The 16,216-nt window shown below is 34.7% G+C and carries 17 protein-coding genes; 8 read left to right on the forward strand and 9 right to left on the reverse strand.

The window, feature by feature from the left end:
- The first annotated feature begins 45 nt into the window (after nt 1-45).
- From ppiB to FcAc13_RS03130, 3 genes are all read left to right on the forward strand, one after another.
- Nucleotides 46-537, forward strand: coding sequence for a peptidylprolyl isomerase B (ppiB, locus tag FcAc13_RS03120; RefSeq protein WP_187754729.1), 492 nt, complete (start codon nt 46-48; stop codon nt 535-537).
- Between the two features lie 16 nt (nt 538-553).
- Nucleotides 554-1,294 carry a UDP-2,3-diacylglucosamine diphosphatase gene (locus FcAc13_RS03125; protein ID WP_187754730.1) on the forward strand — a complete coding sequence of 247 codons (741 nt, stop codon included), beginning with the start codon at nt 554-556 and terminating at the stop codon, nt 1,292-1,294.
- 268 nt (nt 1,295-1,562) lie between these two features.
- Nucleotides 1,563-1,931: a RidA family protein gene (locus FcAc13_RS03130; protein WP_187754731.1), complete on the forward strand. Its 369-nt coding sequence runs from the start codon at nt 1,563-1,565 to the stop codon at nt 1,929-1,931.
- 80 nt (nt 1,932-2,011) lie between these two features.
- Here FcAc13_RS03130 and fabA read toward each other — a convergent pair whose 3' ends face one another.
- Together fabA and FcAc13_RS03140 are read right to left on the reverse strand one after the other, a co-directional pair.
- Complete coding sequence (fabA, locus tag FcAc13_RS03135; protein WP_187754732.1) at nt 2,012-2,533, reverse strand: bifunctional 3-hydroxydecanoyl-ACP dehydratase/trans-2-decenoyl-ACP isomerase; 522 nt, start codon at nt 2,531-2,533, stop codon at nt 2,012-2,014.
- Nucleotides 2,534-2,607: 74 nt separating this feature from the next.
- Entirely contained in the window at nt 2,608-4,341 is a 1,734-nt protein-coding gene (locus FcAc13_RS03140) for an AAA family ATPase (RefSeq protein ID WP_187754733.1), read from the reverse strand.
- 249 nt (nt 4,342-4,590) lie between these two features.
- Between FcAc13_RS03140 and FcAc13_RS03145 the strand changes: the two genes are divergently transcribed.
- The 5 genes from FcAc13_RS03145 to FcAc13_RS03165 all read left to right on the forward strand — a co-directional run bounded on the left by FcAc13_RS03145 (nt 4,591) and on the right by FcAc13_RS03165 (nt 8,719).
- Nucleotides 4,591-6,330: a DUF3413 domain-containing protein gene (locus FcAc13_RS03145; protein ID WP_187754734.1), complete on the forward strand. Its 1,740-nt coding sequence runs from the start codon at nt 4,591-4,593 to the stop codon at nt 6,328-6,330.
- A 125-nt stretch (nt 6,331-6,455) separates the two neighbouring features.
- Entirely contained in the window at nt 6,456-6,926 is a 471-nt protein-coding gene (locus FcAc13_RS03150) for a NanQ anomerase/TabA/YiaL family protein (protein WP_187754735.1), read from the forward strand.
- Between the two features lie 31 nt (nt 6,927-6,957).
- Nucleotides 6,958-7,215, forward strand: a complete 258-nt coding sequence (locus FcAc13_RS03155; protein WP_187754736.1) for a YcgL domain-containing protein — start codon at nt 6,958-6,960, stop codon at nt 7,213-7,215.
- Nucleotides 7,216-7,236: 21 nt separating this feature from the next.
- Nucleotides 7,237-8,292, forward strand: a complete 1,056-nt coding sequence (locus tag FcAc13_RS03160; protein WP_220679617.1) for a lytic murein transglycosylase — start codon at nt 7,237-7,239, stop codon at nt 8,290-8,292.
- A gap of 1 nt (nt 8,293) precedes the next feature.
- On the forward strand, nt 8,294-8,719 hold the full coding sequence (locus FcAc13_RS03165) for a YcgN family cysteine cluster protein (protein WP_220679618.1): 426 nt from the start codon (nt 8,294-8,296) through the stop codon (nt 8,717-8,719).
- A gap of 83 nt (nt 8,720-8,802) precedes the next feature.
- Here FcAc13_RS03165 and FcAc13_RS03170 read toward each other — a convergent pair whose 3' ends face one another.
- The 7 genes from FcAc13_RS03170 to mnmA all read right to left on the reverse strand — a co-directional run bounded on the left by FcAc13_RS03170 (nt 8,803) and on the right by mnmA (nt 16,151).
- On the reverse strand, nt 8,803-9,630 hold the full coding sequence (locus FcAc13_RS03170) for a heme biosynthesis HemY N-terminal domain-containing protein (protein ID WP_187754737.1): 828 nt from the start codon (nt 9,628-9,630) through the stop codon (nt 8,803-8,805).
- A 9-nt stretch (nt 9,631-9,639) separates the two neighbouring features.
- Nucleotides 9,640-11,070 (reverse strand): uroporphyrinogen-III C-methyltransferase, encoded by a 1,431-nt coding sequence (locus FcAc13_RS03175; RefSeq protein ID WP_187754738.1) that lies wholly within the window; start codon nt 11,068-11,070, stop codon nt 9,640-9,642.
- Nucleotides 11,071-11,078: 8 nt separating this feature from the next.
- Nucleotides 11,079-11,846, reverse strand: a complete 768-nt coding sequence (locus FcAc13_RS03180) for a uroporphyrinogen-III synthase (protein ID WP_187754739.1) — start codon at nt 11,844-11,846, stop codon at nt 11,079-11,081.
- Nucleotides 11,847-11,882: 36 nt separating this feature from the next.
- The gene (hemC, locus tag FcAc13_RS03185) at nt 11,883-12,803 is read right to left on the reverse strand and encodes a hydroxymethylbilane synthase (RefSeq protein WP_187754740.1); all 921 of its coding nucleotides are present in this window, start codon (nt 12,801-12,803) and stop codon (nt 11,883-11,885) included.
- Between the two features lie 135 nt (nt 12,804-12,938).
- Complete coding sequence (purB, locus tag FcAc13_RS03190) at nt 12,939-14,306, reverse strand: adenylosuccinate lyase (protein WP_187754741.1); 1,368 nt, start codon at nt 14,304-14,306, stop codon at nt 12,939-12,941.
- A 60-nt stretch (nt 14,307-14,366) separates the two neighbouring features.
- The gene (gene hflD / locus FcAc13_RS03195) at nt 14,367-15,005 is read right to left on the reverse strand and encodes a high frequency lysogenization protein HflD (RefSeq protein WP_187754742.1); all 639 of its coding nucleotides are present in this window, start codon (nt 15,003-15,005) and stop codon (nt 14,367-14,369) included.
- Between the two features lie 30 nt (nt 15,006-15,035).
- Nucleotides 15,036-16,151, reverse strand: coding sequence for a tRNA 2-thiouridine(34) synthase MnmA (gene mnmA / locus FcAc13_RS03200; protein ID WP_187754743.1), 1,116 nt, complete (start codon nt 16,149-16,151; stop codon nt 15,036-15,038).
- Nucleotides 16,152-16,216 lie beyond the last annotated feature (65 nt).

Raw genomic sequence — 16,216 nt, forward strand, 5'->3', positions numbered from 1 at the left:
TCTGCCACAGCAAGCAGATTAAGATAAGTAATTAAGGAACATTATATGATTATATTTCATACCAATAAAGGTGATATTAAAATTGAAACTTTTGCCGATAAAGCACCGGAAACAGTGAGAAATTTTATTGAATATTGTCAGGATGGATTTTATAACAATACAATTTTTCATCGAGTCATAAATAATTTTATGATTCAAGGTGGTGGTTTTGAACCTGGTATGAAACAAAAACGCACTAAAGCAGCAATAAAGAATGAAGCTAATAATGGTTTGACCAATCAACGTGGTACGTTAGCAATGGCACGGACAATGGATCCTCATTCAGCCACTGCGCAATTTTTTATCAATGTGGTGGATAATGATTATTTGAATTTCCGTTCAGCGGATGCTAATGGCTATGGTTATTGTGTGTTTGCTAAAGTTGTTGATGGTATGGATGTGGTCGATCAAATTAAAACCGTCAAAACGGGTCGCCATGGTATGCATGCTGATGTTCCGGTAGAAGACATTATCATTGAACGTGTTACGGTTGAGTAAAGGCAATATATTCGTAATGCAACGCTTTTTTATTGCCGATATTCATCTTAATGATCATGAGCCTGTAATTACTACAGGCTTTTTACAATTTATTGATAGTTTACCTGCTTATAGTGAATTATATATTTTAGGTGATTTATTTGATTATTGGATCGGTGATGATGAATTGACCCCACTTCATCAGCAAATTGCTTCAGCACTCTGTCACCTTAGACAACGTAACGTTACTGTCTATTTTGTACATGGTAATCGTGATTTTTTGCTGGCGCAAAGGTTTGCGCAAGCTTGTCAAATGCAACTTCTGCCAGATATTAATTTGATTAATAATCAGCATTCAAAATTATTAATTTTACATGGCGATTTATTATGTACTGATGATCAAGATTATCAGAAATTTCGCAAGAAAATGCATAATCGCTGGTTGCAGAAACTGTTTTTATCTCTTCCGTTATTTTTGCGCCGTAAAATCGCCACTAAATTACGAGGTGAAAGCCAACAGCATAATAATCGAAAATCTGAACGCATCATGGATGTTAATCAGCAAGCTGTAGTAGAAATGATACAACAGTATCAAGCTGATATGATGATTCATGGTCACACCCATAAACCGGCAATTCATATTTTTAACGTAAATGCGAAAGAAGTGAAACGAATGGTATTGGGAGCATGGCATGATGGTATCAACTATATTTACCAAAGCGCAGAAGAAACGCTTGAATTTTATCAATTACCAATAGACATTGACCCACCAGCGTAGACATTTTTATAATAAAAGCTTTACGATTTGTTGCGGTTGTATAATCATTTGATTTGTGGTTAGGTTATTTTTGTTTAAATTTTTGATATTTTTATTAAAAAGATAATGGAAATATACTATGTTATTCACAATATTCACAATATTCACAATATTCACAATATTCACAATATTCACAATATTTATAATAAAATTAGCCAAGCAAAAAATGTTTATCTATTTGTAAGTTAATGAAATACAAGCACTTTAATATAAAGGATAAAGAAATACGATGACAATAGAATATATCGATCCGATGGAATGTTGGTCAGAAGCTGTTATCTACAATGGTATTGTATATTATACCAGTGTACCGATAAATTTAGTGGATGATGCTTACATCCAGACGCAAAGTGCCTTGACTGAAATTGATAAGATGTTAGTACGGGTAGGTAGTGATAAAAATCTTATTCTTGATGCAACAATTTTTATTGTTGATAAAGCTGATTTGCCAGCCATGAATCAAGCGTGGAAAGAATGGGTTGTGAAAGGAAGAGCACCGGTGCGATGTACTGTGCAATCTAATTTAATGCATGATGATTATAAGGTCGAAATTAAAATTATAGCGGGGTTAAAGAACAATATGAGTAAACAAATATGATATCAGCAATAGCATTAGCAAATGATAGCCAATAATACATAGTGGGTTTGCTTTTATACCCACTATGGTAAAGAACTAGTCTAAAATGAAGTAGTATCTTGGAATAACCCAACTTTTAGATCAGTTGCTTGATAAATTAATTTACCATCGACAAATACTTCACCATCGGCAATTCCCATGATTAATTTGCGATTAATCACGCGTTTAAAATGGATTTTATAAGTTACTTTTTTAGCTGTTGGTAATACTTGTCCGGCAAATTTAACTTCGCCGACACCTAATGCTCGGCCTTTTCCTTTGCCACCTAACCAACCTAAATAGAAACCTACTAATTGCCACATGGCATCAAGTCCTAAGCAACCAGGCATAACCGGATCATTTTTAAAATGACATTTAAAAAACCATAGATCAGGATTAATATCAAGTTCTGCCTCAACATACCCTTTATTATGTTTACCACCATGTTCATTCATTTCAATTACACGGTCCATCATGAGCATTTGATCGGATGGTAATGGCGGACCATCATGACCAAATAGTTGATTATCACCTGATTTAATTAAATCTTCTTTGGTATAGGATGATTTTTTTTCAAAAGTCATATAAAGCCTTTTATTATTTGAAGTCATAAAAAATTAGCTTACAAGTGTAAGCTTAATTAAATGCTTTTGCAATGCTATTTACGCCATTTATCAAACCAACGAGACGAACGCTTATCACCATTAGTGATAGCCTCAATACGGGCTTTAATTAATTTATAAAGGCTGATTGCTTTATCATCTTTATAAGGAATACCGGTTAATAAATATAATGCATCAGCTATGTTTTCTACGGCCCAAATATGGAATTGCTGATTTTTAACAGCGGTAACTATTTCATCGCTTAAGCATAAATGGTACTGATTAGCGGCAGGAATAATCACACCTTGCTGACCTGTTAAACCTTGATGCTGACAGATAGCAAAGAACCCCTCAATTTTTTCATTAACCCCACCAATGGCTTGTACATGACCAAATTGATCAACAGATCCAGTAACTGCGAGTTGTTGATCAATCGGTTGGCCAGATAAAGCGCTAATAATCACCGATAATCCTGCTAACGAAGCACTATCACCATCCACTTCATTATAGGATTGTTCAAAAACTAATGACGCAGAAAAAGGGAAGGGGTGCGTTAGGGCAAACTGGGCGGTAATGAATGAGTGCATTATCATCATCCCTTTAGAGTGAATATTTCCTGCAAGGTCATTTTTACGTTCAATATCATTGATTTCACCATCACCGTTATGGATAAGGCAGCTTATACGTGTAGGTTCGCCAATTGCCTTTGGATAACCTGGGTACTCAATTACGGATAATCCATTAATTTGGCCTACAATCTGATCATGGGTGTTAATTAAAATCTGTTTATTTAAAATAGCCTCTCTTAATCGAAGTAGTAAATAATTTTCATGCCAGTTTTTACGTTCGGTTGCTTTTCTTATAGCATTATCATCGATATATAGGTCATTTTCTTGAGCAGCATTAACTAATTGTGTATTAATCCAATCAGGGATGAGTGGCAGATAGTTTTGATCTTCAGTGTATTTTATGCCATTTTTGACTAATTCAGCAAAAGCTGTGTTTTTAATACTTGGTAATTTTTGAAATTGAGCAATTGATTTAACATAGCCAGCCCAATGTTGAATAGTTTCATCAGTATTTATAGCTACTTCATTTTCGAACTCACAATATAATGCTGAATTATAAAACTCGGGATCGTAATCTTGTAATTCAGCCATACTTAGTCGATCACCTAGTAATATAATACGAAGATCTAATGGCATAGGTGGAATACTAATCGGTAAGGGATTAGCATCATCAGTGGAAATCCAATTAAATTCTTCATTGATAACCATATGTTTGAGTTTTTGCCAAATATTGGCTTGTGCCATTAATGATCGTAAACTTAAAATTAATATTCCACCATTAGCTTTATGTACGATGCCTGGTTGTAATTTAAAGCGATTGTCTTCGGGTTGTCTGACACAGCCGAATAATCTTTCACTTTCTACGCTGATGGAAAATATACAGCTATCAGTTGCAGCAAAATTATCTTGAGGGCTTTTAGCTTTAGATAATGTCATTTTATTATCTTGGCTATAGTAGGCAAATCCACCCTGATTGATCGGTGTATTTAATATAATATTTCGTTGAAGTAGTGAACCAAGTAAATGGCTGTCAGGTGCTTTTAATAACATAAAACGTGGGTGATAAGGTTTTCTGACTTTTGGACATAGCAACGATAGCGTTGATTTAATTCGCGGTTGCAGTGTTAAAAGATCAGCTTCACGATCGCGTTTATTTAATATAGCAATAAGTTCTTCAACATTTGGCGTAATTGCTTGCCAAGGTAATGTGGTAATAGTCAATTTTTATCATCTTAAAAATAAATTATTTTTTAATTATACTCGAATAGCAACAGTTTGTAATAAATTACACAATAATTTTATCTATAATTAATTGTTACCTTTCAGAAAAAAGGATTAAATTGGACACTCTAATAAAAAGTGTAACGCTTATTAAAATATTGATTCGTTGTAAAAATATACAGAAAGATTTTTTAAAATCAGTTAAACTAATTAGAATTTAACTTAAGCTAGCTAAAATGATTCTCTTTTATGGTCAAACTTGAAAATAATGCATTACATAACGATCGCTGTTCACAGATTATCAGTTGGGGACACTGGTTTGCACTATTTAATATTTTTTTAGTGATTGCTTTTGGAAGTCGCTACCTTTTTATTGCCGATTGGCCTCCTACATTCCTTGGTCGTTTGTATGCCATAATTAGTTGCATTGGGCATTTTAGTTTTTTAACGTTTATTGTCTATTTGATTTTAATATTTCCTTTTGGCTTTATTACTCAATCGGTAAAATGGAATCGGATTGTGGCAGTTATGATTGCGACGATTGCTATAACTTTATTACTGATTGATATAGAGATGTTTTCGGGTTTCAGAATGCATCTGAGTTTTTCGCTCTGGCAGGTTTTAACTTCACCAAATGATAATATTTTAAGTTCTCAATGGCAAAAACTATTTATTTTTGTACCGTTTATTCTACTTATTGAAACGATTTTTGCGTTATGGAGTTGGCGTAAATTACGTAGCTTAAATAAAAGACGTCGTTATTTTCGCCCAGTGATTGGTATATTTATCTTATGTTTTGTTTCGTCACATTTAATTCATATTTGGGCGGATGCCAATTTTTATCGACCAATTACGATGCAACGTTCAAGTTTACCGATTTCCTATCCGCTTACTGCGCGCCATTTTTTAGAAAGATATGGATTTATTCAAGCGGGTAATTATGAAATGCGCGTTGAGCAAGAAGGTAATCCTTTTGCTATTGCCGTTGAATATCCATTAGGTAAGATTTCATTTAATCCATTATCAAAACCGTATAATATTTTAATGATTGTCGTTGATGATTGGTATTCTGTCGATCAATTATCGAATCTGCCTAAGTTAGAAAAATTTGCCAAGCAACATATTCAATTTACTAACCATTTTTCTGCTAGTAATCAAAACTATTTGGGTGAATTTTCTCTGTTTTATGGTTTAGATGCAAATTACTATAATAGTATTCTTGCCAGCCATAAATCATCAGTGCTAATAGATACCTTAACAAAGCAGCATTACAATATTGGTTTATTTTCTGCACAAGGTTTTGCTCACCCTTTGTATCATTATGCTTTACTGTCTAATTTCTCCTTAACTGAAGCAAAAAAGCAAACCAATTTGGAAGTAACACAATTATGGAATAAGTGGTATGCGAATATAAAGGAACAGCAAAACCAGGCACCATGGTTCTCATTTATTCAGTATAAAATTGATCGTCGTAGCAAAGTAAATCTCACTAATCAAATGAAAGGGCTCGATGATAATATCGAAAATATTGTGACCACGTTACAACACTATAATGCCTTTGCTAATACGATCGTGGTCATTACTGCGGCCAATAAACTACATGATCATGATAATCATTTCCAAAGACAATTATTCAATGTACCATTGATTGTTGCTTGGCCTGATAAGAGTAGTGCCATTATCGCTCGGCCAACTGCTCATGTTGATATCATGCAGACTTTGATGCAAGATGCTTTATCAGTAACTACTGCAAGTAAACAATATAGTCAAGGGCAGAATTTATTTGTTGATAATGAGCGTAAATGGTTGATTGCCGGTAAAGAGAATCAAATTACAGCCTTTTTCGCAGATAAGAGTATTGTGATTAATAATACCGGTGGCTATCTTATCTACGATGATCATGATAAACCACTTCATCACGAACAGATTGGTTTAGCGACTTTTTTACAGTTGCTTACTGAAAATAGGCGATTTATGGTAACTAATTAAAATGCCTTAATATAATTGGCTAAAAATGGTTTTATTATTGATTAAATTACCAATATATAATAAGTCGCTTAATACCTATGGTATTTATCTCGCTAGAAAGATAAAGAATTATGGAGATACAATGAATGATTATTGGCAACATTGAACATTTAGATCGGGTTCCTTTTTTACCTAAAAAATTGCAAAGAGCAATCGAATATGTACGTGATAATGTTAATAGCAATACCCCATTAGGGCGGTATGAAATTGAAGGGAATGATATTTTTTTTATCGTTTCAGATAGTTCAACTCGCTTTATTGATGAGGCTTTGCCTGAGTATCATAAACGTTACATTGATGTTCAGATTGTGATTAATGGTGCGGAAGGCATGGCAATTGCTACATTACCAGCGCATACTGAGATAGTTGACGATCGTCTTGAAAAGGATGATATTGCTTTTGTTAAAACACCTTCTGAAGAAACAATGTATGTTGCTCATGTTAATGATTTCGTAATCTTTTATCCTGGTGAATTACATAAACCACTTTGTGCTATAAATCAGCAATTGGCAAAAATTCGTAAAGTAGTGGTTAAAGTTGATGTGAATTGCTTATAATGAAGCAAACTATCAATAAGGATTTAAAATTATGATGTGGTGTTATATTTACCGCAGTACAAATAAAGAAAATAGCTATTTGTATATTGGTAAAGAAAATGATTTTTCAACGGTACCTGAAGTACTCATGAAAGCCTTTGGACAGCCGATTTTTGTTATGAAAGTATTGTTAGATGGTAAGCGCCAATTTGTCGCTGGTAGTGCGCAACATATAGAGGATAAAATTCAGCAAGATGGTTTTTTTCTACAAATGCTCAAAGATAATGATTTTGTTGTTAAAACCCATTAAGGTGATATTAAAGGAGTATTAATGAAAGTTATTCATATCGTTATGACGATAACCATCATGCTTTTTGTAACGAGCTGTGAAAGTGAAACTGCTAATTTAACAACAAATCAATCCTTATTTAGTTTTCACAAACCAAGAGAGGAGCGCTACTTCTCTGATTACGTAACAATGTTAAAAAAATATGCTAAAGCTCAAGGAATTGATAATCAAACTATCGATTTAGCATTTGATAATATCCATTATATTGAACATGTGGTAACTGCAGATAAGAGTCAGCCGGAAAAAAAATCATCAATTAATGATTATTTAGCGCAGCGGGTATCATCAGCCAGAATAAATTTAGCTAAGCAGAAATATTTGCAATATCATAACCAACTAAGCGATGCAACGTTGTTAACCAATATACCGCAACCCTATATTTTAGCCTTATGGGGGGTAGAAAGTGGTTATGGTAAATATCAGGGGAAGGAAGATATCGTATCGGCTCTATCTACCTTAGCTTTTGAGGGTAGACGAGAACCGTTTTTTCTCAAAGAGTTAATTGCCGCTTTAACCATTTTACAAAATGGACATATCCAAAAAAATGAATTCAAAGGTTCATGGGCGGGGGCAATGGGGCAAAATCAATTTATGCCTTCATCTTATTTAGCCTTTGGGTTAGATGGTGATGGCGATGGTAAAATCGATATTTGGAATAATCTATCGGATATTTTTGCTTCGATTGGTAATTATCTTGCTACGATTGGTTGGAATGAAAAAGAAGGTTGGGGGGTAAAAGTTAAATTGCCTGACAATTTTGATCTTGCGCAAGTCGGTTTAGATAATGACAAAGCTAAATCTATTGATGATTGGTTAAAAAATGGAATTACTATTGATAATGTTAAAATGATAACGAATAATCAGACAAAAGCATGGCTAATTATTCCTGATGCCGATAGTCTAGAAGGTTATTTAGTGTTCAACAATTTTAAAACACTTATGCACTGGAATCGATCTTATCACTTTGCCATTAATGTGGGGATGATAGCCGATAGTTTAGTCGGCGGCAATCTAAATACAAGAGTCGGTAAGCAATAATATGAATGCATTTTGGCAAAATAAAACACTGGCACAACTCACTGATGAGGAATGGGAACTGTTATGTGATGGTTGTGGTCGTTGTTGCCTAAATAAATTGATTGATGAAGACACAAATCAAATTCTTTACACTAATGTGGCCTGTAATCAACTTGATAGTCGTACGGGGATGTGTCGTCATTATCATGATCGCTTTCGTTACGAGCCTGATTGTATAAAGCTCACCAGAGAAAATCTGCTGACAATTGAATGGTTACCTAAAACCTGTGCTTATCGCTACTTTGAGGAATTTCAGACGCTACCTGAATGGCATCCCCTAATAACAGGTAATAAGAAAATGATGCATAAAAAAAGAATATCAATTCGCAATCGTGTCGTTTATGAAAAAGATGTGATTCATTGGGAAAATCATATTATTCAAGAATAAAAAAGCGCTGTCAGTTATTATGACAACGCTTTTGTAATCATATCTATAATTATTAGTTAACAATTGATTCCTAAATCAGATACCTAATTATCATTGCCTTCAATTAACAATTTATATTCATTGTTATGGCGGATTGCTTTAGGTTGTTCATTCCACCAACTTTTTAATTCAATGGCGTTATTTTTGGCAAGCAACTGTTTGATTCTTGCTGTATAAGCGACATGTTTTATTTTATCAAGTTGCTCTGTTGTATAAGCATTTGCTTTATACATTGAAGGTAATATTTCTATTAAAGCTTGATAGTCAGCACATTCATTGAATAATAAATAAGCTAAGCGAAGTACTTCTCTGTTTCGAGGGTTTTCATCTAATAGTTTTTCAACATTCTCTTTTGCTGACTCATATAGTTGTGATTTTAGTTGCAATTTTAATTGTACTAAATGAAAAGCAAATTGATATTCAGGTGGACAAGGTTGTTTAATTTGTTCTAAATGATTGTTTGCTGACTTTAACTGATCATGATTAATTTCAATTTGTGCAGCTTGTAGATGTGATAAGACTCGATTTTGTTTACATTTCGCACTTTTTTCTAGCAATTTAAGGGCCTTATCGTCTTCACCCGCTAATAAATAACCTTGGGCTTGTTCAAAGCGTTTTATGGCTTTTTTTCGTGAACTTATATTTACCCATTCACTAAACAATGTGTGTGAAGTAACAAGTGTTCTTAAGATGACAAAAAACACATAAAGTAACACACAGAATATTATTTCGATAATAACAAAAGCCGTTAGGCTCGTTGAAATGCGATAGCCGGCTACTTGGAATAACACTGAGCCTTGATGATTAGCCAATAACGGACCAACAATGATACCAGCAATGAGTACTAAAAAAATAATCAATATACGTAACATCGCTGTCTCCTAATTTGCTAACATTGCACGAACACGTACTTGCATCAATTTGTTCAATTCATTATAACTAGCAAGCTGCTGAGGGACATTTTCATTACTGATGGTTTGTTGTTGTAATGATTTAAGTTCATAAGAGAATGCTTGTACCGCGCTAGCATTTTTATCAAAGTAGATATTTGTCCATTTTATTGCATCATTCAATGCATGTTGATAGATTGTTTCTTGATGTCGAGGAACGGCTTGCGCTGCAATTAATAATCTTAATTTAATATTTTCTCTTAAATAGGGCGCTTGTTCTGGCAGGAGAATAGCATTGTGCTCTTGGCATTGATTAAGCAATTCTTTATCTTGACCAGCATTAGTAATACACTCATTGAAACTATCGTATTTTTCCACTTGAATAAATTTATTGAAAAAAGATTGTGAACTTTTAACTAAATTCTGATACCAATCAGCAATCGAAAAGGAAATACTCGTATCGTTAGCATTATGTTGAGAAGTCACTGAAATTTCATTATTATCTGCTGTCATTTCAATATTGTGATAGTGATCGACTAATGGCAATTGGTTGATCGTGTTAGTTAGATTCATCAATTTAAGCACAATCCCATCAAGATCGGTAAAACTAATTGTCGCCAATGAGGCAATATCTTGGTTTATTGCTTGTCTGGCTGGCAATAAACTTGGATCATTGGCTTGGGCAAGACTCATATCGGCATTTTTAAGTAATAGACGAGCTGTGGTATAGTCTTGATCATTCCATATTTTTCGGCCGGCTAAATTGACGTAATAGTTAGCTTGTGAAATAAGCCAAATATTATTATCTGAGGTTGATAATGCCGCAATACGTTCATTTAAATGCTCAATGTTTTGTTCCGCAACTTGCACGGTGTTACTAATTTGGGACATAAATTTTTGTTGTGATTGTGCTTGCGTAGTTAGTTGCTGATCAACTTTTTGAGTCAGTTCATTTAGTTGCTGATTTTGTTGTTCAGTTAAACTTGCTAATTTATGATTTACAAAATCAAGGAGCGATTGGGATATGGATTGTTCTAAAGAAGATAATTTTAATTGTAATTGTTCAATAGTTTGTGTTTGTTGTTTAGCTTGTTCATGAGCATGGTAATAGAGAAAACCACCTAAACCAAGCGTTAAACCGATAGCGACAAGTGACAGTTTAGAGATAGGTGTTTTGATGGTCGTTCTTTGCTTTGGTTGGCTTGTCTGTTGTTTAGGTAATGAGTTATCACTATTTTTATCTGCCGGTATATCGGCATCAGTTTGTCGAGTTGGTTTCTTCATATCTTGCTGCTCTATAATGGATGGTTGCATTGGTTCGGCATGATTTAATTTTGTGTTAATGACGGTACTGATATTCGAAAGTGTTGCATTAGCACTAACCAAATATATCTTTGACGATGAGATTTTGTTTTTTACCATAATAACATTTAACCTAAAGAGTTTGCCATTGTTACATTATGATGTAGAGTGGAAATCGCGCTCAACAAATTTTGATTGTTGGCATTTTGCGCTAAGTGAATTTTATTCCATCCTAGTGTTTTTGCGAATTGTTTAATTCGCATGCTGCTGACAATTAATATTAATTGCTGTTTTTGTTTTTCAAAACAATATTTTTCGATCTCTAACAAATGTGCCACGCTCGTTACTACCAAAATGTTAATATTAGACAATGTATCGATGTAGTCGTCAAGTACAGTAATGGGGTGTATTATTCTATCTTTATGATAAATATATATATTTTCAACATTTGTTACTAGCAATGATAAACGATCTTTGAGCAAAGTACGCCCATTGGTGCCACATAAAATAAGTATTTTTTGTCGAAGTAGGGGTCTTGGTTGCATAGTTAAAAACTCGAATAATCCTTCACTGCTTTCGTCAGTTGACGGTGATTCGACGATTTGCTGAGTTAACAGGCTAAAGCGAGTTGCAGTTTGCTTACCTACCGCACAATAGCGAATGTGGGGCGGAAATTTAATCGTTGTTTGGTATTGATTAATCATTTCAATAACTTGTGAAGAAGTGACAATCACTACATCATCTGCTTTTAAGGTATTAAGATGATTTTGTAGCGTTTTTGCATCAATTGCTGCGGTGATGTTAAACAAGGGTAAATGTTGGGCAACAAAACCCTTTGCCTGACAGAGGGCCATTAATGATTCACCGTATGGTGAGGGACGCGTAATAATAATCATATATTTCCTGATATGATAATCATGAATATTATCTGATTAATTCGTTCTAAGCAGCTTGCTAGCGCCGCGTTTAAGTAATTGCTGTGCTAATGTCATGCCTAAATCTTGTGCTTGCCGTTTTTTGCCAACAACATGTGCTAATATCATTTGATCACCGTCTAAACTTCCAACTAACCCATGTAATTCAAGTTGATCACCGTTTAGTTTTGAGTGAGCAGCAATTGGTACCTGACAACCACCTTGAAGATGAAAATTCATAGAACGTTCAGCAATAATTTGATAGCGTGTATCCTCATCATCTAGGGGGTTAAGAAGTGATGTTATACGCTTATCATTTACGCGTGTTTCAATACCGATAGCGCCTTGTCCAACGGCTGGCATCATTAATTCAATAGGTATGTATTGTTTAATTCGTTCGGTTAAATTAAGGCGTTTTAAGCCAACTGCTGCAAGTACTATAGCATCATATTCGAGATTATCCAATTTAGCTAGTCGTGTTCCCACATTACCTCTTAAATCTTTGATTTTTAAGTGTGGATAGCGTGCTTTGAGCTGACATTGTCGACGTAAACTTGAAGTTCCAATGGTTGCTCCTGGTGGTAATTCATCAAGATGCTGATAACAATTTGATACCAAGGCATCTCTTACTTCGTCTCGTTGACAAATTGTCGTTAACACTAAACCATAAGGCAATTCAGCCGGAATATCTTTAATAGAATGAACCGCAATATCTGCTTCACCATTTAATAACGCAAGCTCGAGTTGTTTAACGAACAGTCCTTTACCGCCAATTTTTGCAAGTGGACTGTCAAGTAATACATCACCTTGAGTCACCATCGGAATTAATTCGACTGCTATACCAGGGTGATGATTCATCAATTGTGCTTTCACATAATTGGCTTGCCATAGTGCTAATGGGCTCTTGCGGGTGGCTATTTTAATAGTATGATGCGGCACAAAATTTCCTTCTCGAACGACTAAAATTTAACATATCCTTTATAGCGTTACAGGATAACTTCCATAATATTTTTGACATAATTTATATCTCATCAGACCATTAGTTTTCATGGTCAGAGAGTAGATTTTACTGAGTTAAATCTTATTTACCATTTCTTCCGCATAACCGATATAGTTAGCTGGTGTAAGTTGTTTTAAACGTCGCTTTTCATATTCAGGTAATGGCAAAGTATCAATAAATTGTTGCATACCTAATGCATCAACACGTTTACCACGGGTAAGCTCTTTGAGTTTTTCATAAGGCTTTTCAATCCCATAACGACGCATTACCGTTTGAATTGGTTCAGCAAGTACTTCCCAGTTATAATCAAGTTCAGCTAATAAATGTGCTTGGTTGACTTCGAGTTTATTTAGTCCCTTTAAGGTTGATTGATAGGCAATCAATGAATAGCCCAAACCAACTCCGAGGTTACGTAATACGGTTGAGTCTGTTAAATCTCGTTGCCAGCGTGAAATAGGTAGTTTACTCGCTAAATGTTGCATGATCGCGTTGGCTAACCCCAAATTGCCTTCAGAATTTTCAAAGTCAATTGGATTTACTTTGTGTGGCATAGTCGATGAACCTATTTCGCCGGCAACGGTTTTCTGTTTAAAATGATTTAATGCAATATAACCCCAAATATCGCGATCAAGATCAATAATGATGGTATTAAAACGTGCAATGCAATCAAAGAATTCAGCAATATAATCATGCGGTTCTATCTGCGTGGTGTATGGATTCCAGATTAAACCTAATGAAGTAACAAATTGTTCACTGAATTGATGCCAATCAATTTCAGGGTAGGCCACCATATGTGCATTGTAATTTCCCGTAGCACCATTGATTTTACCTAAAATTTCGACAGCCTTGAGTTGCTTTAATTGGCGTTGTAAACGATATACAACGTTGGCAAATTCTTTGCCGATGGTTGATGGAGTGGCTGGCTGGCCATGGGTGCGAGATAATAAAGGAATCGATTGATATAAAGCTGCTTTGATTTTTAACTCATCGATCAATTTTGTCCAGTAAGGTTCAATAATCTCTTTACGTGCTGTCTTAAGCATGAGTGCATAGGAAAGATTGTTAATGTCCTCTGATGTACAGGCAAAATGAATAAATTCCGATACAGCCTCTAATGTTTGATTGCCCTCAATTTTTTCTTTCAAGAAATATTCAACCGCTTTAACATCATGATTAGTCGTTTTTTCAATATCCTTAATTCGTTGCGCATCTTCTTCACTAAAGTTAGCAATAATGGAATTAAGTAAATGATTGGTCTGCTCATCAAAAGCTAAAACTTCTTTGATTGCTTCACATGCGGATAATTTTTGTAACCATCTTATTTCAACTTGTACGCGATATTTAAGTAAACCATATTCACTAAAGATTGGTCTTAGTTCTTGAATTTTGTCACTATAACGACCATCAATAGGAGAGAGAGAAGTTAATGCGGATAATTCCATTGGTTTGCTCCATTTTAGTCAAATTAATCATGTTAATTTGAATTATTTTGAAAATTAGTTTTATTGTTGCAAAAGAACCTTGGCTGTATTGATGATCTTTTTTCTAGCAAATAAGAAATGCCACCGATTACCACCGACTTGATACCATAATACAGCCGCTCTAACACAACCAAAAAGCGCACTACGAACTTTTGCCTGGATTAAAGAGTTTTGTAAATATTCAATTTTACCTTTTACTCGAATTTTTGTGGTTAACGGACTAATGATATCTGTATATATACCAGCTAATGAATAGGATAATTGATCGTGCTGTGCTTGATGTTCATTGTCAAGTTCGTGGCCGTAAAGTGATTTTATCCGTTGTAAGCGTTGAGAAATTTGCTCAAGTTCATTGATTTTTTTTAACAATTTAACAGCGATACGTAATGTACTAAAAATATAGTCCATTACTTCAAACTTTTCTTTATCTTGCTGATTACTCGATAATAATTGGATTAAGAATTCTAGGCCATCGCGAATATTAGCCAAGCCATCAAATACCTCTTCTGTGCTTGTGGGCGAAGTATTTAAAATACTTTTCAACGAAGTGTTATATAAATGGGCATTACATTGGCCAGTGTTAGCCAATTGTGGTACTAACAATGCACTTTGACAGATGCCAGCTAATGCGATAGTAATATGATGATATTTATCAGCCATGGTTTTCTCTTTATAATTTTTTATTGTTAGTTAGCGAAGCATTTCACCTTGACGTAATATTCTTTCTTCAATAATCCCCCCACCTAAGCAGACCTCATTCGAATAAAACACAGCCGATTGTCCTGGGGTCACGGCAGCAACAGGCTCATCAAATATAACTTCTATTTGCTGCTCATTAATAGGGTTGATCTGACAAGGAATATCTTGTTGACGATAACGGGTTTTTACTGTGCAACGTAAGCTTGTTGTCAGTGGTTGCCGATCTACCCAATGCAGTTGTCCGGCAATTAAGCCTCCGGAAAAAAGTGCAGGATGATCATGCCCCTGGGCTACAATCAATTCATTATGGGCGATATCTTTATCGACCACATACCAAGGTGTTTCGTCAGCATTTTTTAAACCACCAATGCCTAATCCCTTTCTTTGCCCTAATGTATGATACATCAGACCTTGATGTTCACCAATGACTTCGCCATCAACGGTTCGAATAAAACCTGATTGTGCTGGCAGATAACGTGCTAGAAAATCACGAAACTTTCGTTCACCGATAAAACAAATACCTGTGGAATCTTTTTTGGTTGCAGTAACTAAATCAAGTTGTTCGGCAATTTTTCTGACCTGCGGTTTTTCCAGTTCACCTACTGGAAATAATGATTTACTAATTTGCGTTTCACTCAAGGTATATAGGAAATAACTTTGATCTTTATTTTTATCTAATCCTCTAAGCAGTTCGACCTTGCCATTTTGTTCTCTTTTACGTACATAATGACCCGTTGCGATATAATCAGCACCAAGATCTTCAGCTGCGTAGTCAAGGAATGCTTTAAATTTAATCTCTTTATTACATAAAATGTCTGGATTAGGTGTGCGCCCTGCGCGATATTCAGCTAAGAAATGTTCAAAGACATTATCCCAATATTCTGCAGCGAAATTAATTGTGAGCAGTTTTATACCTAATTTATCACAAACAGCTTGTGCATCCGCCAGATCGGATGCTGCTGAACAGTATTCTTCATTATCATCTTCTTCCCAGTTTTTCATAAATAACCCTACAACATCATAACCTTGCTGTTGCAGTAAATAGGCTGAAACCGAAGAATCAACACCGCCAGACATTCCAACAATAACTCTAATCTTTGAATTCATAATATTACTAGTTTTATCTAATGACATAAATAATTTAATAAAAATACCGATAAAAAATTTCTAAC

The sequence above is a fragment of the Frischella japonica genome, assembly GCF_014489845.1.
In the GTDB taxonomy this organism is placed as follows: domain Bacteria; phylum Pseudomonadota; class Gammaproteobacteria; order Enterobacterales; family Orbaceae; genus Frischella; species Frischella japonica.